26 protein-coding genes are annotated in these 22325 nt (G+C 71.6%); 13 read left to right on the top strand and 13 right to left on the bottom strand.

Translation table 11 applies throughout. The annotated features are described in order from the left end of the window. Positions 1–9 precede the first annotated feature (9 nt). Together O7598_RS20025 and O7598_RS20030 are read right to left on the bottom strand one after the other, a co-directional pair. The gene (locus O7598_RS20025; RefSeq protein WP_269692854.1) at positions 10–624 is read right to left on the bottom strand and encodes a dihydrofolate reductase family protein; all 615 of its coding nucleotides are present in this window, start codon (positions 622–624) and stop codon (positions 10–12) included. A gap of 87 nt (positions 625–711) precedes the next feature. After that, positions 712–1254 carry a DinB family protein gene (locus O7598_RS20030; RefSeq protein WP_269692855.1) on the bottom strand — a complete coding sequence of 181 codons (543 nt, stop codon included), beginning with the start codon at positions 1252–1254 and terminating at the stop codon, positions 712–714. A 235-nt stretch (positions 1255–1489) separates the two neighbouring features. Here O7598_RS20030 and O7598_RS20035 point away from each other — a divergent pair, with 235 nt between their 5' ends. Beyond that, positions 1490–1915: an iron chaperone gene (locus tag O7598_RS20035; protein WP_269692856.1), complete on the top strand. Its 426-nt coding sequence runs from the start codon at positions 1490–1492 to the stop codon at positions 1913–1915. Between the two features lie 6 nt (positions 1916–1921). Here O7598_RS20035 and O7598_RS20040 read toward each other — a convergent pair whose 3' ends face one another. Continuing rightward, the gene (locus O7598_RS20040; RefSeq protein WP_269692857.1) at positions 1922–2671 is read right to left on the bottom strand and encodes a hypothetical protein; all 750 of its coding nucleotides are present in this window, start codon (positions 2669–2671) and stop codon (positions 1922–1924) included. A 74-nt stretch (positions 2672–2745) separates the two neighbouring features. Here O7598_RS20040 and O7598_RS20045 point away from each other — a divergent pair, with 74 nt between their 5' ends. From O7598_RS20045 to O7598_RS20055, 3 genes are read left to right on the top strand one after another with little or no spacing between them, the layout of a single operon-like run. Further along, positions 2746–3069, top strand: coding sequence for an ArsR/SmtB family transcription factor (locus O7598_RS20045; RefSeq protein ID WP_269692858.1), 324 nt, complete (start codon positions 2746–2748; stop codon positions 3067–3069). Next, positions 3066–3536, top strand: coding sequence for an SRPBCC family protein (locus O7598_RS20050; protein ID WP_269692859.1), 471 nt, complete (start codon positions 3066–3068; stop codon positions 3534–3536). Before O7598_RS20045 ends, O7598_RS20050 begins: the two co-directional genes overlap by 4 nt. After that, positions 3514–3870 carry a nuclear transport factor 2 family protein gene (locus O7598_RS20055; protein ID WP_269692860.1) on the top strand — a complete coding sequence of 119 codons (357 nt, stop codon included), beginning with the start codon at positions 3514–3516 and terminating at the stop codon, positions 3868–3870. Before O7598_RS20050 ends, O7598_RS20055 begins: the two co-directional genes overlap by 23 nt. Before the next feature lie 12 nt (positions 3871–3882). Here O7598_RS20055 and O7598_RS20060 read toward each other — a convergent pair whose 3' ends face one another. Continuing rightward, positions 3883–4236, bottom strand: a complete 354-nt coding sequence (locus tag O7598_RS20060) for a hypothetical protein (RefSeq protein ID WP_269692861.1) — start codon at positions 4234–4236, stop codon at positions 3883–3885. Positions 4237–4309: 73 nt separating this feature from the next. Here O7598_RS20060 and O7598_RS20065 point away from each other — a divergent pair, with 73 nt between their 5' ends. Continuing rightward, positions 4310–4888 carry a dihydrofolate reductase family protein gene (locus tag O7598_RS20065; RefSeq protein ID WP_269692862.1) on the top strand — a complete coding sequence of 193 codons (579 nt, stop codon included), beginning with the start codon at positions 4310–4312 and terminating at the stop codon, positions 4886–4888. On the opposite strand, the gene O7598_RS20070 is transcribed toward O7598_RS20065, so the two are convergent. From O7598_RS20070 to O7598_RS20085, 4 genes are all read right to left on the bottom strand, one after another. After that, positions 4870–5580 (bottom strand): helix-turn-helix domain-containing protein, encoded by a 711-nt coding sequence (locus O7598_RS20070; protein WP_269692863.1) that lies wholly within the window; start codon positions 5578–5580, stop codon positions 4870–4872. The two genes, O7598_RS20065 and O7598_RS20070, sit on opposite strands and share 19 nt — an antisense overlap. Before the next feature lie 19 nt (positions 5581–5599). Continuing rightward, the gene (locus O7598_RS20075; RefSeq protein WP_269692864.1) at positions 5600–6499 is read right to left on the bottom strand and encodes a sulfotransferase domain-containing protein; all 900 of its coding nucleotides are present in this window, start codon (positions 6497–6499) and stop codon (positions 5600–5602) included. A gap of 655 nt (positions 6500–7154) precedes the next feature. Continuing rightward, a complete protein-coding gene (locus tag O7598_RS20080) occupies positions 7155–7634 on the bottom strand; it encodes a cupin domain-containing protein (protein WP_269692865.1) in 480 nt (159 codons plus the stop codon). 42 nt (positions 7635–7676) lie between these two features. Further along, positions 7677–8417 carry a TetR/AcrR family transcriptional regulator gene (locus O7598_RS20085; RefSeq protein ID WP_269692866.1) on the bottom strand — a complete coding sequence of 247 codons (741 nt, stop codon included), beginning with the start codon at positions 8415–8417 and terminating at the stop codon, positions 7677–7679. A 103-nt stretch (positions 8418–8520) separates the two neighbouring features. Here O7598_RS20085 and O7598_RS20090 point away from each other — a divergent pair, with 103 nt between their 5' ends. Continuing rightward, the gene (locus tag O7598_RS20090; RefSeq protein ID WP_269692867.1) at positions 8521–9504 is read left to right on the top strand and encodes an NAD(P)-dependent alcohol dehydrogenase; all 984 of its coding nucleotides are present in this window, start codon (positions 8521–8523) and stop codon (positions 9502–9504) included. On the opposite strand, the gene O7598_RS20095 is transcribed toward O7598_RS20090, so the two are convergent. Beyond that, positions 9494–10054 carry a hypothetical protein gene (locus tag O7598_RS20095; protein ID WP_269692868.1) on the bottom strand — a complete coding sequence of 187 codons (561 nt, stop codon included), beginning with the start codon at positions 10052–10054 and terminating at the stop codon, positions 9494–9496. The genes O7598_RS20090 and O7598_RS20095 overlap by 11 nt on opposite strands. Positions 10055–10257: 203 nt before the next feature. Here O7598_RS20095 and O7598_RS20100 point away from each other — a divergent pair, with 203 nt between their 5' ends. Continuing rightward, positions 10258–11001: an SAM-dependent methyltransferase gene (locus tag O7598_RS20100; RefSeq protein ID WP_269692869.1), complete on the top strand. Its 744-nt coding sequence runs from the start codon at positions 10258–10260 to the stop codon at positions 10999–11001. On the opposite strand, the gene O7598_RS20105 is transcribed toward O7598_RS20100, so the two are convergent. Then, the gene (locus tag O7598_RS20105) at positions 11002–11352 is read right to left on the bottom strand and encodes a DoxX family protein (protein WP_269692870.1); all 351 of its coding nucleotides are present in this window, start codon (positions 11350–11352) and stop codon (positions 11002–11004) included. Between the two features lie 55 nt (positions 11353–11407). After that, positions 11408–12079 carry an HAD family hydrolase gene (locus tag O7598_RS20110; RefSeq protein ID WP_269692871.1) on the bottom strand — a complete coding sequence of 224 codons (672 nt, stop codon included), beginning with the start codon at positions 12077–12079 and terminating at the stop codon, positions 11408–11410. A gap of 76 nt (positions 12080–12155) precedes the next feature. On the opposite strand from O7598_RS20110, the gene O7598_RS20115 reads away from it, so the two are divergent. Next, positions 12156–12530, top strand: coding sequence for an ArsR/SmtB family transcription factor (locus tag O7598_RS20115; protein ID WP_442929873.1), 375 nt, complete (start codon positions 12156–12158; stop codon positions 12528–12530). 8 nt (positions 12531–12538) lie between these two features. On the opposite strand, the gene O7598_RS20120 is transcribed toward O7598_RS20115, so the two are convergent. Then, on the bottom strand, positions 12539–12841 hold the full coding sequence (locus tag O7598_RS20120; RefSeq protein WP_269692873.1) for a hypothetical protein: 303 nt from the start codon (positions 12839–12841) through the stop codon (positions 12539–12541). Positions 12842–13152: 311 nt separating this feature from the next. On the opposite strand from O7598_RS20120, the gene O7598_RS20125 reads away from it, so the two are divergent. The 4 genes from O7598_RS20125 to O7598_RS20140 all read left to right on the top strand — a co-directional run bounded on the left by O7598_RS20125 (position 13153) and on the right by O7598_RS20140 (position 19037). Beyond that, positions 13153–14673, top strand: a complete 1521-nt coding sequence (locus O7598_RS20125; RefSeq protein ID WP_269692874.1) for an arabinofuranosidase catalytic domain-containing protein — start codon at positions 13153–13155, stop codon at positions 14671–14673. 117 nt (positions 14674–14790) lie between these two features. Then, the gene (locus O7598_RS20130) at positions 14791–16473 is read left to right on the top strand and encodes a family 43 glycosylhydrolase (RefSeq protein ID WP_269694914.1); all 1683 of its coding nucleotides are present in this window, start codon (positions 14791–14793) and stop codon (positions 16471–16473) included. Positions 16474–16484: 11 nt separating this feature from the next. Then, positions 16485–17606, top strand: a complete 1122-nt coding sequence (locus O7598_RS20135) for an RICIN domain-containing protein (protein WP_269692875.1) — start codon at positions 16485–16487, stop codon at positions 17604–17606. Positions 17607–17684: 78 nt separating this feature from the next. Continuing rightward, on the top strand, positions 17685–19037 hold the full coding sequence (locus O7598_RS20140) for a ricin-type beta-trefoil lectin domain protein (protein WP_269692876.1): 1353 nt from the start codon (positions 17685–17687) through the stop codon (positions 19035–19037). A gap of 63 nt (positions 19038–19100) precedes the next feature. Here the strand turns inward: O7598_RS20140 and O7598_RS20145 are convergent, their stop codons facing one another. Continuing rightward, positions 19101–20873: a ricin-type beta-trefoil lectin domain protein gene (locus O7598_RS20145; protein ID WP_269692877.1), complete on the bottom strand. Its 1773-nt coding sequence runs from the start codon at positions 20871–20873 to the stop codon at positions 19101–19103. A 198-nt stretch (positions 20874–21071) separates the two neighbouring features. Between O7598_RS20145 and O7598_RS20150 the strand changes: the two genes are divergently transcribed. Beyond that, positions 21072–22325 carry a sugar ABC transporter substrate-binding protein gene (locus tag O7598_RS20150; RefSeq protein ID WP_269692878.1) on the top strand — a complete coding sequence of 418 codons (1254 nt, stop codon included), beginning with the start codon at positions 21072–21074 and terminating at the stop codon, positions 22323–22325.

Genomic DNA, 22325 nt, shown 5'->3' on the forward strand with positions numbered 1-22325 from the left:
CCGCCCCGCTCAGTTCCCGGCCGGCACCTGCTCCTTGACGTCGTCGTAGCCGACCTTGCCCGGCGCCTCGGCCGGCGTGTAGATCACCCGGATGACGCCGGTGGGGAACGCCTCCGTCGCGCTGACCCGCAGGTGGTACGGCGAGTCACCCTCGTCGAACAGCTTGCGGCCCTTGCGGGCGGCGACCGGGTGCACCAGCAGCCGCAACTCGTCGACCAGCCCGGCGGCGAGCAACTGCTGCACCACCGAGATCGATCCGGGGATGAGGATGCCCTTGACACCCGGGTCGGCCTTGAGGGCCGTGACCGCGTCGACGAGCTCGCCCTGGACCAGTTCCGAGTTGCGCCAGGAGAACTCCAGCGACTGCCGCGAGACGACCACCTTACGCATGTCGCCGAGCTGCTTGGCGAACGGCGCGTCCTCGCCGCCGGCGGCCTCCCGGTCGGGCCACGCGCCGGCGAAGCTCTCGTAGGTCGGGCGGGCGATGAGCAGGACGTCGGCGGCGTCGTAGTCCTCGGTGACCGCGCGGCCCATGTTGTCGTCGAAGTAGGGGAAGTGCCAGTCCGGGTCGATCTCGGCGACGCCGTCGGCCGAGATGAACAGCGTGGAGATGACCTTCGCCATCGCGGTGCTCCTTCACGTCAGGTGATGTCGACGGATAGACCGCCGCAGCATGCCAAACTCATCGGACCGCGAGGGGGTTACCCGGACTCAGAACGTGAAGTCCGGCGGCGCGCCCTCGCCGACCCGCCCGTCCACCGCCTCGCGCAGGAGGTCGGCGTGCCCGGTGTGGCGCGCGTACTCCTCGATCATGTCGAGGAGCATGGCGCGGACCGTGGGGGTGCGCCCGTCCGGCCAGGCGAAGGACGCCGGCCCGGACAGGCCACGCTCCTCGATCACGGCCGCCACCAGCGTGCGGGAGCGCTCGACAGCGGCCCGCCACAACGCGTGCGCCTCACCCGGGGCGTCGGTCGCGCCGGTGCGCCACTCCCAGTCCGGGTCGGCGTCGTAGTCGACGCCGCTCCACGGCGGGCCGTACTCCTGGCCGGCCAGCTTCACGGCCAACCAGTCGGCCTCGACCAGCGCCATGTGCTTGACCAGACCGCCCAGCGTCATCGAGGAGGCGGCCGTGGTCGCGCCCAGACCCTGCTCGTCGAGCCCGGACGTCTTCCAGGCGAAGGTGCGCCGGTTGCGTTCCAGGACCGCCAGCAACGACTCCGCCTCGGCGGGAACGGGGTTCGACTCGTCACCCATCGCCGGAGCATAGGCCACCCCGACCTGCCCGGCTGTCCCGTGAATGCCCGAGATCCACACCGTTTCGCCGAGGTGGCGGTATCCAGAGCGCTTCGATACCGCCACCTCGGCGAACTGGCGTCCGGAGGAGGGACCGACTGGTCAGGAATCGAGAAGCGGCCGGCCCAACTGGGGACATAGCGTTCCTCCTGAGCGGGCGGCACCGTGCCGGCCGCCGAGACGAGGGGGAACCGAGATGAGCGAGGGTTTCAGCGCCGAGGAACGCGCCGCGATGAAGGAGCGCGCCGCCGAGCTGCGCAACGAGGGGAAGAAGGGCGCGAAGAAGGCCGACGACCTGCAGGCGGTCCTCGACCGGATCGCGCAGATGGCGCCGGACGACCGCGAGCTGGCCGAGCGCGTGCACGTCACGATCACCACCAACGCCCCGGAGCTGGCGCCGAAGACCTGGTACGGCATGCCCGCGTACGCGAACGCGGCCGGCAAGATCGTCGTCTTCTTCCAGGACTCGGGCAAGTTCAACTACCGCTACTCGACAGTGGGTTTCCAGGACGCGGCCAACCTCGACGACGGCGACATGTGGGCGGCGTCGTTCGCCCTGCTGAGGTGGAGCCCCGAGGTGGAGAAGAAGCTCGCCGAGCTGGTCCGGGCGGCGGTCTCCTGACGACCGTCACCGCTGCCAGGAGTCGAGGCCCCGGACGGCCGCCCGGGCGAAGTCGTCGGCGAAGTCGGGGTTGTTGCTGGTGCCCTCCCAGCCCTGGTCGTGCACGACGGTGACCGCGTCGACGACCTTGACCACCGTGATCTGGCTGGTGGCCGTGCCGCCGACGGGGGTGCCGTCGAGGCCGGTCGCGGGCCGGGTCAGGGTGACCAGCAGGGCGTCGTCGCCCGCGCCGGCCACCGGCTGCGACCGGACGGTCACGGTGTTGCCCGCCTCGGAGAAGGAGCGGCAGGGCTGGAGTGCCGCGCGGACGCGGCGCAGGTAGTCAGCGGCGCCGGTGCCGGCGAAGGCGAAGACGGTCTGGTGCAGCGTGCCGTAGGGGACGTTCTCCGGCGGGTCCTTCGGTGTCTTGTAGATGCTCATCATGGCGGCGGCCGCGGTGGACCGCCCGCCGGTGGCGAACTCCTCGGCGCACAGCTTCGGCAGGGCGTCGGCGACCTGCATCGGCTGCGGGGCGCTCTTGCGCAGCTCGGCGGGCAGGTCGACGAAGGCGGACTTCGGGATGGTCACGGGCCCGCCGGTCGACGGTGAGGCCGAGGCCGACGGTGTGCCGGCGTTCGCCGACGCCGACGCCGGTGCCGTGGTGGCGCCCCGCCCCTGGTCGGTGCCGCCGCCGTCGGTGCACGCGCCGGCCAGCAGCGTGGTGGCGAGCAACGGCAGGCCCAGCATTCGCCGGTGGCGTGGAGTCGGTCCGTTCACGTCGGTCTCCGTCCGATGGTCCGGTTATGCAAACAAACGCTTGTGCAAACGTACGCTTTCATTAAGATGGCGGCATGCCCGACCTCGACCTCGCCTTCGCGGCGCTGGGTGACCCGGTCCGCCGGGCGCTGGTGACCCGCCTCGCCCACGGTGACGCCACCGTCGGCGAGCTGGCCGAGCCGTTCGACCTCACCCCACAGGCGATCTCCCATCACGTCGGCGTCCTGCGGCGCTGCGGGCTGGTCGAGCAGCGACGCGAGGGCACCCGGCGACCCTGCCGGCTCCGGGCCGACCAGCTCACACTGGTCGGCACCTGGATCGACGAGCAGCGCCGGGCCTGGAACGACCGGCTCGACGCGCTCGATGCGCACCTTACCGACGAAAAGGGCGGCCGGTGACCGCCCGCGCCGAGCTGCACGGCGACGAACTGGTCGCCCGACGACACCTGCACGCCGCGCCCGCACGGGTCTGGACGGCCTTCACCACACCGGCGAGCATCGCCGCGTTCTGGGGCGGCTCGCACGCCACCGTGCCGCCCGCGTCGGTGACCGTCGATCCGCGCCCCGGCGGCGAGTTCGCGCTCGACACCCGCGCGCCGGACGGCGCGACCCGCCGGCTGCGCTTCGTCTACGTCCGCGTCGACCCGCCCCGCGAACTCGTGTTCGACGAACCGGTCACCGGCCTGCGCACGACCGTGACGCTGCGCCCCGCCGACGGCGGCACGGACCTCACCGTGCACCAGCGCCGGCTCCCGCCCGAACTCCGGACCGCCCGCGCGGCCGGCGGGCTCGCGTCGATCCTCGACGCCCTGGCCACCCACCTGTCCGACGACGGAGACAGCCATGCCGCAAGCGGCCCAGCGTGACCTGGTCGACGAATACTTCGCCGGCTTCCGGACCAGCGACCACCCACGCATCCTGGCCACCCTGACCGACGACGTCGAGTGGATCATCCACGGCCACCGGACCACCCGGGGCCGCACCGAGTTCGACGGCGAGATCGAGAACCCGGCCTTCGCCGGCAGCCCGCAGCTCGACGTGCAGCGGGTGCACGAGGACGGCCCGGTGGTGGTGGTCACCGGCGAGGGCCGTGGGGTCAGCGTCGAGCACGGGCCGTTCCGCTTCGCCTTCAACGACCTGTTCACGTTCCGCGACGGGCTCATCGCCCGCGTCGACTCCTACGTGGTCCCGCTGCCGTGAGCCGACCGGGCATCAGTGACAGGTGAACAGCACCTCGACGGCGAGACAGCAGGAGGCCGTGAGCGCCAGCAGCACGGCGCCCGCCGCCCGCAGCGTGATCTCCACCGGGTGCCGGTGACGCCAGGCGACCGGCAGGGCCTGCTCCACCGCGACCGCAGCCGGCCAGCCGAGGAGCAGCAACACGAACACGAGGTCCAGGCGTTCGTCGCCGAAGGAACTCGCGTTTCCGCTCCCGCCGTAGTTGGGACAGTCCCGATGGTCGACGATCGGGCGCAGGATCAGCAGCGCCGCCGTGATGACGGCCGCCCCGCCGCCCAACGCGCGGAACCCGCCGAACCGAGCCGGCCGTCGTCCGTCACCACCCACCGCTCGAACTCCTGCCCCACGCGTGTCGTTTCCGTACAAGACAGCGGTCCGGACGGGTTCCTAGCATGACCGCATGCGTGATCTTGTATACACCGGTTTCATGTCGCTCGACGGCGTGGTCGACTCCCCCGGCGGCGGCCCGGGAGAGGAGCACCGCAGCGGCGGCTGGGTGGTCGAGGGCATCGAGTTCCTGCCGGAGGCGTTCTCGCTCAAGGGCGACGAACTCGCCGAGACCACCGCGTTGCTGTTCGGCCGGCGCAGCTACCAGGCGTTCGCCCCGCTCTGGCGGGACTCCGACGACCACGCCGCCTACCGGGAGCTGCCGAAGTACGTGGTCTCGACCGGCCTGGCCGAGGATGCCCTCGTCGACGGGTGGGGCCCGACGACGGTGCTGCGTTCGACCGACGACGTGGCCGCGCTCAAGCGGGGCGAGGGTGGGGCCGTCTTCATCCACGGCAGCGCGGAGCTGGCCCGCCGGCTGTCGGACGCCGGCCTGATCGACCGGTACCACCTGCTCGTCTTCCCGGTGCTGCTCGGGGCCGGGAAGAGCCTGTTCAGCACCGCCGACCGAGCCAAGCAGTCGCTACGGCTGCGTGAGTCCGAGTCCTACCCGAACGGGGTGCTGAAGCTGATCTACGACGTGGTCCGCTGACCCAGGTCCAAGGCGATGGCACCGTGCGCGCCGGCCCGCAGCTGCCCCGCCGTGCGTCCGACGTGCCGGCGCAGCGCGCGGGCCAGGTGCGGCTCGTCGACGTAGGCGAGCCGGTGGACCACGTCGGCGACCGGGTCGCCGGCGGCCAGCAGCGCCGCGGCCTCGCGGACACGTTCGATCTGTCGCACGGCGCCCTGGGTGAGACCGGTCGCGGCGCGGAACCGGCGCTCCACGGTGCGCGGCGCCGCGTGCGGGCGGTGCCCCCGGCGCACGTCGGTGACCAGCGGGTCGCGGACCACCACGCCGGCGCGGACGAGCCGGTCGACCAGGGCCTCCGCGTCGTCCGGGCGGGGTGTCTCCCACCGGTCGCCGCCCAGCCGGAACGAGCGCCGGGTGGCGTCGGGCAGCACCGCGCCGCGATCGACCAGGGCCGGTGTGGGCAGGAACCGCAGTGCGGTGCCCACCGCGAACTCGATGCCGACGAAGGCCGCGCCCTCCGGCACCGGCGCGACGGCCGCGCCGGTCTCCGGGCCGGAGACGCTGGCGTACGGCTGCCCGTCACGCTGCCAGAACACCAGGCCCCAGCACGGCGTGGCCACCGAGGTCATCTCGGCGACCCGGTCGCTGGTGCAGGTCCACACCGTGTCGACCCACGCCGAGTCGGACGCGCGCGTGGTGAACCGCAGCTCCACGGCGAGAGGATACTGCCGGCTACGTGGCGGCGGGCTCCTGTCCGTCGCGCGCCTCGGCCTCGGAGCGGCTGGGATAGCCGAGCACCTCGGCCAGGTCGCCCGCCGCCGCGAGGTAGGCGGCGTAGATGTCGTCGTCGAAGTGGTTGCGCCAGTCGCCGGCCGCGCCCTTGCGGTAGTGCGAGATCCGGCCGGGCGCGTCGCCGCCCTTCTTCATCCTGGTGAAGCTGTACCGGGCGAGCAGCGCCTCCAGCTCGGCCGGCGGCAACGTGATCCCGCAGTGCCGCAGCAGCCGGTCGACCTCCTCGGCCTGCCGCTCGCCGGTCAGGTCCTCGTAGCGGAACAACCGGAACGTCGCCGCGGGCGGCGCCGTCGCCCAGGACCGCATCTGCCCGAACTGCTTCTTGTCGCGGAGGCGCTCGATGACGTGGAGCATGCCCTCCTTCTTCGGCTTCTCCTGGAGCACCCGGCGTGCCTGCGGGATGTCTCCCATCGGGGCGTGCGAGTTCCGCAACGAGAAGTAGCTCGACACCACCACGTCCCGCGGGTCGCGGATCACGAAGAACGCACGGTACGTACCGGCCTTCGGGACGGCCTCGAAGCGCTTGTGGGACAGGAAGATCGCCAGGCCGGTGCGGCCCGCCGGGACGGGCGCGGTCACCCCGCCCGAGTAGAAGCGCGGGTCGTAGGGCAGCAGGCCGGAGTGCCGGTAGACGGCCGGGTCGCTGAACAGCGCCTTGATCCACTGACTGCCCGTCTTGCGGACGGTGCAGTGGAAGACGTTGTCGAATTCGTTGCGGGTGACCACCGGGACGGTGAGCCGCATCCGGGCGTTGCGTGCTTCCATCTGCGCCCGCCGAGCCGCGACGCGGAACGAATTCGGCGTGTTGTGTTTGGCATATTCGACAGCGCGATCAATCATCGTGGAAGCCCTAACCGCACCCTGTTGAGCAGGGGCAACGCCGACAGGTTCGCGCACGTCACGCAGGAGAAATCCGCAGACTCCGCCTGCTCCGCCCACGCCCCGACGCGCGCTAGGAATATCCCCGACCGCCGAAATGATGTCAACGCCGAAGACCTGAGAATTCGCTGAAAATCCGCTATTTCTATAGGAATTCCTAGTAATGGGCGGCAGGCGATTCGACCCGTCCGACGGCAGGTCTGCCGCACGCCGCGCCGCCGGACGAGGGAGGGCGAGCCGCCCGTCCCGGATCCTGGCAGCTCCGTGTGCGACATCCGCGAGCGAGCCGGACAGGTGCAGGGTATGGACAACGAGGCAGGACCCACATGAGCGGACCCGGCGCCGACTCCCGCGAGGAACGTTTCCGTCGCCTGCACGCCGAGACATACCCGCACCTGCTGCGCTTCGTCGAGCGTCGGGTTCCGCGCAGCGAAAGCGAGGACATCGTCTCGAGACCGAGGGGATGAGGGTGATCGTGCACACCGCCGAGGGAACGACCACCCACGCAGTCTCGGACCTCGACTGAGTCGCACGACTCGGAAGGTGGGCGAACTGCGGGCCGCCGGTGACCTCGCCGGCGGGCCCGTTCGCGGGCGGCGCTCGCGGACCGCCGTCGTCACACCCAGAACGTGTCGTGGCGGAGGAAGAACGCCGTCCGCTCCTCCTCGCTCAGCTCGGCCAGCTCGCGCAGCCCTTCGAAGTAGGGCTCCCGAGGGGCGCCGGGCGCGAAGTGCAGCAACATCGACGCCGGAAGGCCGGACTCGTTGCGGAACGCGTGGACGCCGCCCTCGGGCACGTGCACGAAGTCGCCCGGCCCGGCGTCGAGCCAGCGCCGCCCGTCGTAGATGCGGATCGTGCCGCTGAGGACGTAGAACGACTCGGAGATGCTGCGGTGGAAGTGCGGCGCCGGGCCGCTGGGGGTCGGCCCCATGTCCCAGCGGTAGAGCCCGAACTGGCCGTTGGTGGTGGCACCGGTGGCCAGGTAGTGGGCCCCGCCGCCGGTGGCGTGGCGCAGCTCGGGCGCGGCGTCGGCCGGGCGGTAGGTGGCGCTGGCCTCACCGGTGGACCCGTGGTAGCGCGGCGGTGGGTAGGTCATCTGCGGCTCCGTCTCCCCGTCCGTTCACCGAACGACGTGAGACTAGCCAGGGCCTACGACATGGTCGGGGCGATGGTGACGCGCCGACGTCCAGCCCTGTTGGTGCAGCCGTTCGATGCCGTCCAGCAGCAGGTCGAGCGCGAACTCGAACTCGAACTGGTCGTCGCAGCCCGGCGCCACCACCGAGCCGTCGTCGTGCGACGCCGCCCCGGCGATCTCGGCGAGGTGCGGGAAGCGGGCGGCGGCCTCCGGCGGGAACGTCGCCGCCGGCTCGGGTCCGGTCGCGCCGGAGCGGCCCGCGCGCCGGGACGCGTCGAAGAGTTCCTGGCTGAAGCCGAGGATCCGGCTGCCCATCGCATGCATGACGTGGTGTGCCAGGTCGGTGGAGAACCCGCCGGCCCGCAACACCCCGACCATCGAGTCGAGGTAGGCGAGGACGCCCGGCGTGGCCGTGTTCCGCGACTCGATCGCCAGCGCCGCCCAGGGGTGGCGACTCAGCATCCGCCGCGCGGCGAGGATGCGCAGCCGGAGCGTCGGCTTCCAGCCGGTGTCGGGTACCGGCGGGTCGATCTCGCCGACCACCACGTCGATCATGCCGTCGAGCAGTTCGTCCTTGTTGGCCACGTGCTTGTAGAGCGCCATCGGCACGACGCCCAGATCCTGGGCGAGATTGCGCATGCTCAGCGATTCGATGCCGGCCCCGTCGGCGAGCGCGACGGCGGCGCGCAGGACCCGGTCCCTGCTCAGGGGCGTTCGACGCAGCACATCTGCCTGCTCGGCCATCGCGTCCTCGTCTTCGAAGTGGCGGTGGTGGAAACCCTAACCACCTTGACGGGTGTACGCCGTACACTCAGCATAGGTGTACGGCGTACACCTGGGAGGAAAGATGAAGGCGATCGTGCAGGACCGCTACGGCCCACCGGAGACGCTCACGCTCGCGGAGGTCCCCGTGCCGGCGCCCCGCCCCGACGAGGTGCTCGTGCGCGTCGAGGCGGCCGCGCTCAACGCGTACGACTGGCACGTCATGCGTGGTGATCCGCGGATGGCGCGGTTGGCGCTGGGGCCGACGCGGCCCCGGGCGCGCATCCGCGGCCGAGACGTCGCCGGCCGGGTCGAGGCCGTCGGCGCGGACGTCCGACAGCTACGCCCCGGCGACGCCGTCTTCGCCGACCTCGGCGACGCCAACGGCGCGTTCGCCGAGTACGTGTGCGTGCCCGAGGCGCTTGTCGCGCCCCGGCCGGCGAACCTGACGCCGCAGCAGGCGGCGGCGCTGCCGCTGGCCGGCGCGACCGCGCTCATCGGGCTGCGCGACGCCGGCCGGGTCGAGCCCGGCCACCGCGTCCTCGTCAACGGCGCCTCCGGCGGCGTCGGCACCCTGGCCGTCCAACTGGCCAAGGCGCTCGGCGCCACCGTGACCGCCGTGTGCCGCACCCGCAACGTCGACCTGGTCCGCTCGCTCGGCGCCGATCACGTCGTCGACTACACCCGGGCGGACTTCACCCGCGACCCGCGCCGCCACGACGTCGTGTTCGACCTGGTCGGCAACCGCACCCTCACCGCGCTGCGGCGGGCGCTGACACCCACCGGGACGCTGGTGCTCTCCGGCGGCGGTGTCTACCGCGGCGGCAGCCTCGTCGGGCCGGTCTGGTTGATCGCACGCGGACGGCTGCTCGCACCGCTCGTCCGGCAGCGCGTCGTGGTGCTCACCACCACGCCCGGCCGGCACCACCTGGACGCGCTGCGCGCCCACGCCGAGGCCGGGCACCTCACCCCGGTCGTCGACCGCACCTATCCGCTGCGCGAGGCGCCCGAGGCGATCCGCTACCTCGAAGGCGAGCACGCGCGGGCGAAGGTCGTCATCACCGTCTGACCGTGCGGCCGCGCGCCCGTGGGAGACGGACCCGGACGCCCGCGGACCGGGGCGCGGGCGCGCCGACCAGGGGGTGGCTCACCTGCCCGGGGGTGGATTCGCCGATCGAGTGCTGGAGCGCGTGGAGCGCCGGCCACCACCCGGGCTGCCCCGCCACCACCTCGGCCAGGACCGGGCTCCGCTCCAGCATGTGCGCCGGCCACTGGTACCACGACTGGGCGGACCGGAAGTCGGGCAGCAGCGCGGCCACCTGGAGGTCGCTCTCCAGGACGTCGGCGAGCAGTTCCGCGAGGGTCACCACCGCCGGCCGGTCGGTGTCGTCCGGGGCGGAGGGCTTGCCGTCGAAGAAGTACGCCCGCAGCGACGGGTTGTCCAACAGGCGGTCGTGCCAGGCGCGGGACAGGTTGTTGACCTCCATCAGCGCGGCGGCCGAGGCGATGCCGTTGTTGATCCGGCTCTGCCTCGCCACCTCCCGCGTCTGGACGGCGGAGAAACACAACGACACCGCGACCAGCACCAGACCGGCGACGCCCAGAACCGTCTCCTGCATGCCTGCCCGCCCTTCCGAGGAGCACCATCTACCGTCACGCTAAGGCGAGCGCGCAACCACTCACCGCCACCGGCTACTCGGACCCGCGCCTCCGGACGACGTCGCCGCCCACCTGGACGCGGCGCGCGCTGACCCTGATCTGGTTCGCTCACCGCGGCGGCTGCGTCCCGCCACCCAGGCGGCACTGGTGTTCACTGGCACCCGTGGATCGCCAACGACTCAGCAGCATCGCGCACTCGCACCATCCGATCGCCGCGCCGGTCTCCGGCGTGAACGTCAACCGGCTCCTGCGCCGGGCCGATCGGCGACCGGCGGCCCGCATCCTCGACCTCGGCTGCGGCCAGGCGGCCTGGGCGATGCAGGCCCTCGCCCACTACCCGGACGGGCACGCGGACGGCGTGGACACCAGCGCGTACGCCCTCGAACACGCCGCCGCGGCGGCCGAGGTACGCGGCCTCGCCGACCGGCTCACCCTGCACGAACGCGACGCCCGGGGGTACGTGCCGGACGGCGACTACGACCTGGTGCTCTGCGTCGGGTCGACCCACATCTTCGGCGGTGTCACCGGCACGTTGCGGGCGGCCGGCCGGCACGTACACCCGGACGGCATCCTCGTGCTCGGCGAGGGCTTCTGGCAGGCCCCACCGACGCCGGCGGCGCTGACCGCGCTCGACGCCGAGCCGACGGACCACACCGACCTCGCCGGCCTGGTGGACGTCGTCGAACAGGCCGGCTGGACCCCGGTGTACGCGCACGTCAGCGACGCCGCCGAGTGGGACAACTACGAGTGGTCGTGGGTCGGCTCGCTCACCGAGTGGGCCCTCGACAATCCCGGCCACCCGGACGCCGCCGACGCGCTCACTGTCGCGCGGGACCACCGGGACCGGTGGCTCCGCGGCTACCGCGATCTGCTGGGCTTCGCGACCCTGGTGCTGCGCCGAGTCTGATCATCCGTGGTGGCTCAGGTTGGTGGCCAGCGCGGCCACCGAGAGGAGCAGGAACACGGCCCCTCCGACGAGTTGGCGGGAACCGACGCGCAGGTGCGCGACGAGCGCGCCGACGAAGTACAGCACCAGGCCGCCGGCGGCGAGGGCGCCCAACCACGGCACGGCCAGTCCGACCAGCAGGCCCGTCGAACCCGCCGCCAGCAGCAACCCCAACACCGGCACCCAGGCCCGCGGCACGCCCTTCATGTCCGCCTGGGTCTTCGGATAGTCGTGACCGATCAGGTAGGTGACGGCGGCGACGCCGGTGAGGACCGAGGCGACGACGGTGACCGTGACGTAGGCGGCGAACATGAACCCCTCCTTGGTTTGTGTGTCAAGGACGAGGGAGCCCGGTGCGGCGTGACAGCTACGGTCCGGCCGGCTCGCCGAGCAGGGCGGGCAGCTCGCCGAGGCCGCTGATCACCGGTCCACCCCAGCCCGGGTCGGTGTCGTTGTGCTCGGTGGTCCGGAGCACGGTCATGCCGACCGCTGCCGCGCCGGCCAGTTCGCCGTCCGCGCCGTCGCCCACGTAGACGCAGTCGCCCGGCGCGACGCCCAGCCGCTCGGCGGCGAGGCGGTAGATCGCCGGGTCCGGCTTGGCCAGTGCGACCTCGCAGGAGAAGACCGCGACGTCGAAGCGGCGGGCGAGCGGGCCGCCCGGCCACGCCTCGGCGGTCTCCGAGGTGGCGTTGCTGATCAGGGCCAGCGGGTGCCCGTCCGCGCGCAGCGCGTCGAGGACGTCCAGGGCGGTGGCCGGCGCCCGGTCCAGCACCCGACGCGCCAGGGCGCGTCGACGGTCGGCGGCCCGGGCCACCTGCGCGCCGGTCGGCGTGCCGCCGAGGCGACCGGCGAGCACCCGGACGGTCTCCTCGGCGTCCCACCGGACCAGCCGGTCCCGCCACGTGGCGTGGTACGCGGCGACCAGCGCGGCCGGGTCCACCCCGACGACGAGTGCCATCTCGCCGACCACCCGGTCACGCTCGTCGTCGGCGCCGTGCAGCAGCGTGTGGAAGAGGTCGAAGACCACCGGTCGGGGCACGCGCCGCATCCTACCGAGATTCACGTTCGGTGATGGTTGGCGGTTTTGCCGTCCCATCGATGGCGTCGGTGCCACTATGGGGGGCGTGGGAACTGCGAAAACTGCCGCCATGCCGTCCATCTCGCCGCTGACCGGTGAGCCGATCAAGCGCGCCGACGCCGAGCGCCTCGCCGGGGTCCTGAAGGCGTTCGCCGATCCGGCTCGGCTGCGGCTGATCAGCCTGATCCAGTCCGCGCCGCAGGGTGAGGCGTCGGTGAGCGACCTGACCGCGCCGCTCGGGCTCTCCCAGCCGACGGTGAGCCATCACCTGCGGATCCTCACTGAGGCCGGGCTGCTGGAGCGGGAGAAGCGCGGCGTGTGGGCGTACTACCGGGTGGTGCCGTCCGCGATCGCCGCGATCGCCGACCTGTTGACCCCGCCCCGCAAGCGGGCGACGAAGCGCGCCCGCTGAGCGTGCCCTCACTCCGCCCGGCGTGACCGCTGCCTGATCAGGCGGGCGGCGACGCGTACGCAGAGGACCAGCATCACCGCGACCGCCGGCAGGACCAGCAGCGTCCACCTGCCGTCGAGCAGGTTGGCGGTGCCGATCAGGACGAACGCGCCTCCCTCCCAGAGCACCTCGCGCGCGGTGAGCGGCTCCGGGCGGCGCGTCTGCCGGCCCCGCCGCCGGTCCGCCCGGAGCAGCCGCATCGACCGCGCCGCCAACAGGACGCCGAAGGCGATGCAGGACCAGGCGAGGAACACGTTCACGGCGTCGGGCACCGCACCTCCTCCAGGGACGCTCGGACCGGCCCGAGCCGGGTTCGCGCAAGTCTGCCCGATCCTCGACCGGCGCGCCGCCCCGCTGATGTGTTCTAATTATTCGCGTCGATGTTCGCGCTAACATCGATGACCGGTCGCCACCACCACCGGCAGCTCCGGCATCGTCACGCGTGCGGGCCTCGCGCCGGAACCGGGCGCCGGCGGTGGTTCCCCCCTGCGCGCGCCAGCGTTCCATCGACGGCCATCACCACCCGTGAGGCTCCGCGCGCCGGTACGGAAGGTCTCGGAGCCTGCGTATCCGAGGAGCCGTCATGCCCATCCCCCGTCCCCGTTCCGTCCGGTCCAGACCCGCACGCCTGGCGTTCGCGGCCCTGGCCCTCGTTCTGGCCGTCGGCGGTGCCGCCCTGGTCACGCAGACCCGGTCGGCGGTCGCCGCACCCGGGCCGGGCTCCGTCGTGGGGGTGCAGTCCGGCCGCTGCGTCGACGTGCCGAACGGCAGCACCACCAACGGCACCCAGGTCCAGCTCTACGACTGCACCGGGGCCGCCGCGCAGACCTGGACCTACACGTCGGCGAGGCAGTTCACGGTGTACGGGAACAAGTGCCTGGACGCCAACGGCCAGGGCACCAGCAACGGCACCGCCGTGATCATCTGGGACTGCAACGGCCAGACCAACCAGCAGTGGACCGTCAACGCCAACGGCACCATCACCGGCCAGCAGTCCGGCCTGTGCCTGGACGCCAACGCCGCCGGCACCGCCAACGGCACCAAGCTCATCCTCTGGACCTGCAACGGACAGGCCAACCAGCGGTGGACCACGTCGACGAGCCCGACGACCCCGCCGCCCACCTCGCCGCCACCCAGCGGCGGCCGGCCGTGCGACCTCTACGCCGCCGGCGGCACGCCGTGCGTGGCGGCGCACAGCACCACCCGGGCGCTGTTCTCGGCGTACGGCGGCAACCTCTACCAGGTGCGCCGCTCCTCGGACAACACCACCCGCAACATCGGTGTGCTGAGCGCCGGCGGCTACGCCGACGCCGCCGGCCAGGACGCGTTCTGCGGGGGCACGACCTGCGTGATCACCGCCGTCTACGACCAGTCGGGCCGCGGCAACGACCTGTGGTACCAGGGATCGGCGCAGGTCCCGGGCTCCACCTCCAGCCGGCCCGCGACCGCGACCAGCGAGTCGTTGACCGTCGGCGGCGCTCGTGCCTACTCGCTCTACATCAATCCCGGCAACAGCTACTGGCGCGACGGCCACCTGACCGGTGTCCCCACCGGCAGCGCCCCCGAGGGCATGTACATGGTCACCAGCGGCACCCACGTCAACAGCGGCTGCTGCTTCGACTACGGCAACAGCGAGACCACCCGCAGCGCCGACGCCGCCGGGGCGATGGACGCGATCTACTTCGGCACCAGCTGCTGGTTCGGCGGCTGCTCCGGCAGCGGCCCCTGGGTCCAGGCCGACCTCGAATGGGGCCTCTACCCCGGCGGCAGCCAGACCTGGAACCCCAACCAACGCGCCTTCACCAGCAAGTTCGTCACCGCCACCCTGAAGAACAACGGCACCTCCCGCTTCGCCATCAAGGGCAGCAACGCCCAGTCCGGCAACCTCTACACCCTCTACGACGGATCACTGCCCCCCGGCTACAGCCCGATGAAGAAGCAGGGCGCGATCATCCTCGGCAGCGGCGGCGACTGCTGCAAGCCCGGCGGTGGCGCCAACCTGAGCGCCGGCACCTTCTACGAGGGCGCGATGGTGGCCGGCTACCCGTCCGACGCCACCGAGAACGCCGTGCAGGCCAACGTCGTGGCCGCCGGCTACCGCTGAGCCTCCGTTCGAACCCCTCTCGAAAGGACCGCTGTGTTAGCGCTATCAAGAAGACCTGCCCGACGCAGGCTCGCCCTGCTCGTCACGCTGCTCGCTCTGGTCGGGCTGTTCCCGGCGATGGCCCGGGCCGACAACCCGATCGTGCAGACGATCTACACGGCCGATCCGGCGCCGCTCGTCTACAACGGCCGGGTCTACCTCTACACCGGCCACGACGAGGACAACTCGACGTGGTTCACCATGAAGGAGTGGCGGGTCTACTCGTCGGACGACATGGTCAACTGGACCGACCACGGCTCGCCGCTCAGCCTCGCCACGTTCAGCTGGGCCAAGCAGGACGCGTGGGCCGGCCAGGCGGTCTACCGCAACGGCAAGTTCTACTGGTACGTACCCATGGTGGTGCGGGCGACCGGCCAGATGGGCATCGGTGTGGCGGTCGCGGACAGCCCGACCGGGCCGTTCCGGGACGCCATCGGGCGCCCGCTGGTGAGCAACGGCGAGATCGACCCGACCGTGTTCATCGACGACGACGGCCAGGCGTACCTCTACTGGGGTAACCCGCGACTCTGGTACGTGAGGTTGAACGCGGACATGACCTCCTACTCGGGCAGCCCGACGCAGATCCCGCTGACCACGGCGGGCTTCGGGACCCGGACCGGGGACGCGAACCGGCCCACCCTGTACGAGGAGGGGCCGTGGGTCTACAAGCGCAACAACCTCTACTACAACGTGTTCGCGGCGAAGTGCTGCTCGGAGTTCCTCGCCTACTCGACCGCACCCGGCCCGACCGGGCCGTGGACCTACCGCGGGACGGTGATGCCCACCCAGGGCAGCAGCTTCACCAACCACCCCGGGATCGTCGACTACAAGGGCAATTCCTACCTCTTCTACCACAACGGCGCGCTGCCCGGCGGCGGCGGTTTCACCAGATCGGTGGCGGTGGAGAAGTTCACCTACGGCGCGGACGGCTCGATCCCGACCATCTCCATGACCACCAACGGCGCCCCGCAGGTCGGGACGCTGAACCCGTACGTCCGGCAGGAGGCCGAGACGATCGCCTGGGGTCAGGGGGTCGAGACCGAACCGGCCAGCGGCGGCGGGATGAACGTCGGCTTCATCGACAACGGGGACTACATCAAGGTCAAGGGCGTGGCGTTCGGCAGCGGTGCGACCTCGTACACCGCCCGGGTCGCCTCGGCCGGTAGCGGCGGCACCATCGAGCTGCGCCTGGACGGCACCGGTGGCCCCCTGGTGGGCACCTGCCGGGTGTCCGGCACGGGCGGCTGGCAGACCTGGGCCGACACCACCTGCGGGGTCAGCGGCGCCACCGGTACCCACGACCTCTACCTGCGGTTCACCGGCGGCAGCGGCTCGCTGTTCAACATCGACCACTGGCGGTTCGCCTCCGGGACCAGCAACCCTCCGACCGACCCGCCACCGACCACCACGCCCCCGACCACCCCGCCGCCCACCACCGCACCGCCGACCACCCCGCCCCCGACCGGCGGCGCCTGCGCCGCGACCTACCGCACCACCAGCACGTGGTCCGGCGGGTTCCAGGGCGAGGTGACCGTCACGGCCGGCGCGTCGGCGATCAACGGCTGGACGGTGGGCTGGAACCTGGCCGGCGGCCAGAGCATCAGCCAGATCTGGGGCGGCACGCTGAGCACCAGCGGCTCCACGGCGACCGTCCGCAACGTGTCCTACAACGGCTCCGTGCCCGCCGCCGGCTCGACCACGTTCGGCTTCCTGGCCAACGGCTCGCCGTCGACCCCGTCCCTCACCTGCACCAGCCCCTGAGAGGAGCCTTGATGCGTACCAGGAAAGGATGGCTCGCCGCGGTCGCGGCGCTGGCCATGGCGGTCGCCGGGGTGCTGACCCCGGCCGGTCCCGCGGCGGCCGAGTCCAACGGCGGGGTGCGGGTGATGCCGCTCGGCGACTCGATCACCGAGGGCACCCAGGTCCCCGGCGGCTACCGGATCGGGCTGTGGCAGCGGCTCGCCGCCGGCGGCTACCGGGTCGACCTGGTCGGCTCCCAGTTCAACGGGCCGGGCAACCTCGGCGACCACGACCACGAGGGCCACCCCGGCTGGCGGATCGACCAGATCGACGCCAACATCACCGGCTGGCTGAACACCTACCAGCCGCGCACCGTGCTGCTGCACATCGGCACCAACGACATCCTGCAGAACTACAACGTGTCCACGGCGCCGAACCGGCTCTCCACGCTGATCGACCGGATCACCGCGACCGCGCCCAACGCCGATGTGTTCGTGGCGCAGATCATCCCGCTGGCCAACGCCGGCCAGGAGTCGGCGGTGCGCACCTTCAACAACGCCCTCCCGGGGATCGTGCAGGCCAAGGTGAACGCCGGCAAGCGCGTCCACCTGGTCGACCAGCACTCGGCGCTGACCACCGCCGACCTGATCGACGGCATCCACCCGACCGCCACCGGCTACGACAAGATGGCGGCCGTCTGGTACCGGGCGCTCCAGGCGGTGTCCGGCAGCATCGGCACCCCGGGGACCGGCGGGGGCACATACCAGAACGTGCAGCTGGTGGGCGGCGGCTCGGGCCGGTGCCTGGACGTGCCGAACGGCAGCACCACCAACGGCACCCAGGTGCAGCTGTACGACTGCTGGGGCGGCACCATGCAGCGCTGGACCTACACCTCCGGCAAGCAGTTGCAGGTGCTGGGCAACAAGTGCCTCGACGCCAACGGTCGAGGAACCGCGAACGGCACCAGCGTGATCATCTGGGACTGCAACGGTCAGCCCAACCAGCAGTGGAACCTGAACGCGAACGGCACCATCAGTGGCGTGCAGTCCGGGCGCTGCCTGGACGCGGCCGGCTACGGCACCGCCAACGGCACGAAGATCAACCTCTGGGACTGCCACGGCGGCTCCAACCAGCAGTGGAGCACCCGCAGCTGAGGTGCAAGGCGGGGCCCCCGCTTAACGCCTCCGGTATAGGAGGGGGCCCCGCTTGACTCTCGACGGAAGGAGTACGCCATGCCGAGACCTCGGCTCGTCGTCGGCGTCGTCGCTTCGGTGGCGGGGCTGGTCCTCGCCATGGGCGGTGTCGCGCTCGCCGCCGGGTCCGCTCCCGCCGGCGTCGGCCCGCTGGCGGCGACCGCCGGCTGTGGCCGGGCGCCGGCGTTGACCAGCGGATCGCACACCATCTCCAGCGGCGGGCAGAACCGCTCGTACATCCTGCGGATCCCCGACAACTACGACAACAACCGCCCGTACCGCCTGATCTTCGGCTTCCACTGGAACGGCGGCACCGCGGGGGACGTCGACTCCGGCGGGACCAGCGGCTATCCCTGGTCCTACTACGGGGTACGGGCGCTGTCGAACAACAGCGCCATCTTCGTGGCGCCGCAGGGCAACGGCAACGGCTGGGCCAACCCGAACGGTCAGGACCTGACGTTCGTCGACGACATGGTCCGTACGTTCTCCGCGGGCCTCTGCATCGACACCACGCAGCTGTTCGCGATGGGCTTCAGCTACGGCGGCGGCATGAGCTACGCCATCGCGTGCGCCCGGGCGAACGTCTTCCGCGCGGTCGCGGTCTACTCGGGCGCGAACCTCAGCGGGTGCAGCGGCGGTACCCAGCCCATCGCGTACCTGGGGATCCACGGGCTACGGGACGGCACGCTGCCGATCTCGGCCGGACGCGCGTTGCGCGACCAGTTCGTCCGGAACAACGGCTGCACCCCGCAGAACCCGCCCGAGCCGGCGCAGGGCAGCCTGACGCACGTCGTCACCTACTACTCGGGCTGCCGGGCCGGCTACCCGGTGGCGTGGGGCGCGTTCGACGGCCCGCACGCCCCGAACGCCGTGGACGGCACCGCGGACCCGTTCGCGCCCGGGGAGCGGTCCTGGACCCAGGCGGTGGTGTGGCGGTTCTTCACCCAGTTCGACGGCGCCACCCCGACGAACCCGCCGACCACCCCGCCCACCAGCGCACCGCCGACGGGCGGCCGGCAGATCGTCGGGGGGCAGTCCGGCCGGTGCGTCACCGCACCGAGCCAGAGTTCCGGTACGCAGGTGCAGTTGCAGGACTGCGCCGGGCAGTCCGGTCAGCTCTGGACCGCGACCTCGGGCCGGCAGTTGCAGTTGGCCGGCAATCTGTGCCTGGACGCGAACGGGGCGGGCACCAGCAACGGCACCGCCGTGATCGTGTGGGCCTGCAACGGCCAGGCCAACCAGCAGTGGAGCGTCAACTCCAACGGCACCGTCACCGGTGTGCAGTCCGGGCTCTGCCTCGACGCGAACGCAGCCGGCACCGCGAACGGCACCAGGCTCATCCTCTGGTCCTGCAACGGCGGCGCCAACCAGCAGTGGAGCTTCCGGAGCTGAGCACGTGTCAAGCGGGGCCCCTTCCTATACCGGAAACGTTAAGAAGGGGCCCCGCCTTACACCTCAGCTGCGGAGGGTCCAGCGTTGGTTCGCGCCGTTGAGGCACTGCCAGAGCTGGACCCTGGTGCCGTTGGCAGTCCCGAACGCGCTGGCGTCCAGGCACAACCCCGACTGCACACCGGTGATCGAGCCGTCGGCGTTCAGGTTCCACTGCTGGTTGGCCTGGCCGTTGCAGTCCCAGACGACCACCGCGGTGCCGTTGGCGGTGCCCTGGCCGGACGCGTCCAGGCACTTGTTGCCGTACACCGTCAGCTGCTTGCCCGAGGTGTAGCTGAAGCGCTGGTTGGCACCGCCGTGGCAGTCCCAGAGCTGCACCTGGCTGCCGTTGGTGGTGCTGGAACCGGGCACGTCCACGCACCGGCCGGACTGGCCGCCGACGATCTGGACGTTCTGGTTGGTCGGCCCGCCGCCGCCGGGCGGCAGCAGCGTGACGGTGGACGTGTCGTTGACGTTCGCGTGCGACACGGTGACCGTCGTGCCGTTGTTCGACAGGCTCACCACGCTGTCGCGCACCGTGACCGGGCCGGACACCGCGCCGCCGTTGTTGTACGGGATGTTCTGGACCACCACCCGGACCTGGTTGTTCACCACGATCCCGCTGGTGGCGTCCAGGCGTTGGAGGTTGAGGGTGACGTTGCCGGTGGTCGAGTTGCCGCCGACGAGGATCTTCGCGGCTCCGGTGTCGCGGGTGGCGAACGCGTCGTAGGAGGCGCTCGGCGTGACCGAGGCGATCTGGCCGGTCATCGAGCCGTAGTACTGGTATGCCCACCATTCGCCCTTGGGCTGGTACTGCCCGGCGGAGTTGCGGGTGAGCAGGCTGGCCAGGTCGTTGTGCAGGTTCTGCCCGCCGGCCCAGTTCGCCCGTAGTCCGTCCGCGCCGGCGCGTTCCAGCCGGGCCAGGTACCACGCCCCGCCGGCCGGGTTCTGCTGGTTGGACGCGCCGTACTCGTTGATCTGGTGCGGTCGCGGGTGCGCGATGCCGCGCGAGTCGAGCGTCTGGTTGGCGGTGGCCACGTTGGCCACCGGGTCGCCGGGCAGGGAGTGCCAGCTGAAGATGTCCGGCACCACGTTGTTGGCCTTCACGTAGTCCAGGTACTGCGTCCACCACCCGCTGGTGGACGGCACGCAGGCGCAGCTCGGGCCGACGATCAGCATGCCCGGGAACGTCGCGCGGATGCGTTGGTAGGTGCGTCGCCACATCTCGAAGTACTGCGACTGGGGCCGGTTCCAGAAGAGGCTGATGTTGGGCTCGTTCCAGATGTCCCACTGCACGGTGATGCCCGCCGAGCGCACGTCGGAGAAGAGCCGGTCCAGGAAGCGGTCGTAGTCGCTCCAGTCGCCGTTGTCGCCGGGGTAGCGGCTGATCGAGGCGCCGTCGGCGCCCCACAGGTCGTGGTCGAGCAGCACGAACGTGCCGCCCAACGCGGCGGTGCGTCGCGCCTGGGCGACGGTGGCGTTCCACCGGCGGTCGTACCCGCCGCCGACCCAGCCCTGGCCGGGCAGTTGCGCGCCGCCGGCACGCATGGCCCGGAACTTCACGTCCCGGAAGAAGCTGTCCGGTGGGTTCTGGCCGTTCTCCGTCATCCCGTAGATCCAGCCGGATCCCCGGTAGGTGGGCGTGCCCAGGGAGGCGGAGAAGGTGACGGTGAGCGACTCGTCGGCGGCCCGGGCCGGGGACGCGACGGTGGCGAGTGAGCAGGCGACGGCGACGGCACCGGCGGCGATCCGGGCGGCGAGGCCACGGATCCGTGGTACCCGGTCGTGGGGGAGGTTCACTGCGACTCCTTCGGCAGGGTGGTGGGGCTGCGGAGGACGTCCTAGCGAATCGATTCGCCGGGCAGCCTAGGCGTCGACGTCAATGAATGTCAACGTCGTGAACAGGGAGCAAAGATCGACCGCCTTGACCATAGACATCGACGGGCTTATCTTCGGTCGAACCGATTCGAGGACTCGCCTCCGAGAGGGGAACCACCCATGACGACATCCGCGTGGCGGCGGGGCATGGCCGGCGTCGCCCTGACCGCGCTCACGGTCGCCTCCACCGTCACCGGCTGCGCCGCGAACGACGAGCCGGAGGGCGGCGCCGGCGGCGGCGCGTACACCCTCTGGGACCCGTACCCGCAGTTCGCCGGCGGCTCCGACTGGGAGAAACTGCTCCAGAGCTGCGGTGGATCCGCCGGCGTGACCGTGCGACGCACCGGCTACGACACCACGGACCTGACCAACAAGGCGTTGCTGGCCGCGCAGCAGGGCAACTCCCCCGACGTGCTGATCATCGACAACCCGGTGATCTCGACACTCGCCCAGGCCGGCGCGCTGACCTCGACCGACGAGACCGAGCTGGACACCTCCGCCTCCGCGCCCAACCTGCTCGGCGCCGGCCAGCTCGACGGCAAGACGTACGGCGTCCCGATCGGGGCGAACACGCTCGCGCTCTGGTACAACAAGGACCTGCTGGACAAGGCCGGGGTGGAGGTCGCGTCGATCAAGGACTGGCCGTCGCTGACCGCCGCGCTCGCGAAGGTCAAGGGCGCCGGCCGCAAGGGCATCACGTTCTCGGCGATCGGCACCGAGGAGGGCAGCTTCCAGTTCCTGCCCTGGTTCTGGGGCTCCGGCGCCCAACTGACCGCGCTGGACTCGCCGCAGGCGGTGTCCGCGTTGACGCTCTGGAAGGACTGGCTGGCCCGGGGGTACGCGCCGAACTCCGTCATCAACAACACCCAGACGACCAGCTGGCAGGAGTTCGCCGGCGGCGACTACGCGTTCACCGAGAACGGCACCTGGCAGCGGGCCAACGCCGAGAAGCTCGACTTCGCGTACGGCATCATCCCGGTGCCGGCCAGCGCCGGCGGCACCGCCCCGGCCCCCACCGGCGGCGAGTTCGTCTCGATCCCGGTGCAACGCGACACCGGCCGGTACGACGTCTCGCGGAAGCTGGTGGCCTGCCTGACCAACCCGGACAACCTGCTGACCACCGACACGACGCTGTCCTACGTCGCCCCGGTGGCGGCGGTGCAGCAGAAGCAGATCGCGGCGGATCCCGGGTTCACGGTGTGGGTCGACGCGGTGAACGCCGCCAAGGGCCGCACCGGCGACAACCTCGGCACGAAGTACCCGAAGATCTCGGAGCAGTTGTGGACGGCCGTGCAGGGCGCGTTGAGCGGCTCCAAGTCGCCGCAGGCGGCGCTGACCGCCGCCCAGGCCGCGGCCGCGGCCGCCGCCAAGTAG

Source organism: Micromonospora sp. WMMC241 (genome assembly GCF_027460165.1).
Lineage (GTDB): Bacteria > Actinomycetota > Actinomycetes > Mycobacteriales > Micromonosporaceae > Micromonospora > Micromonospora humi.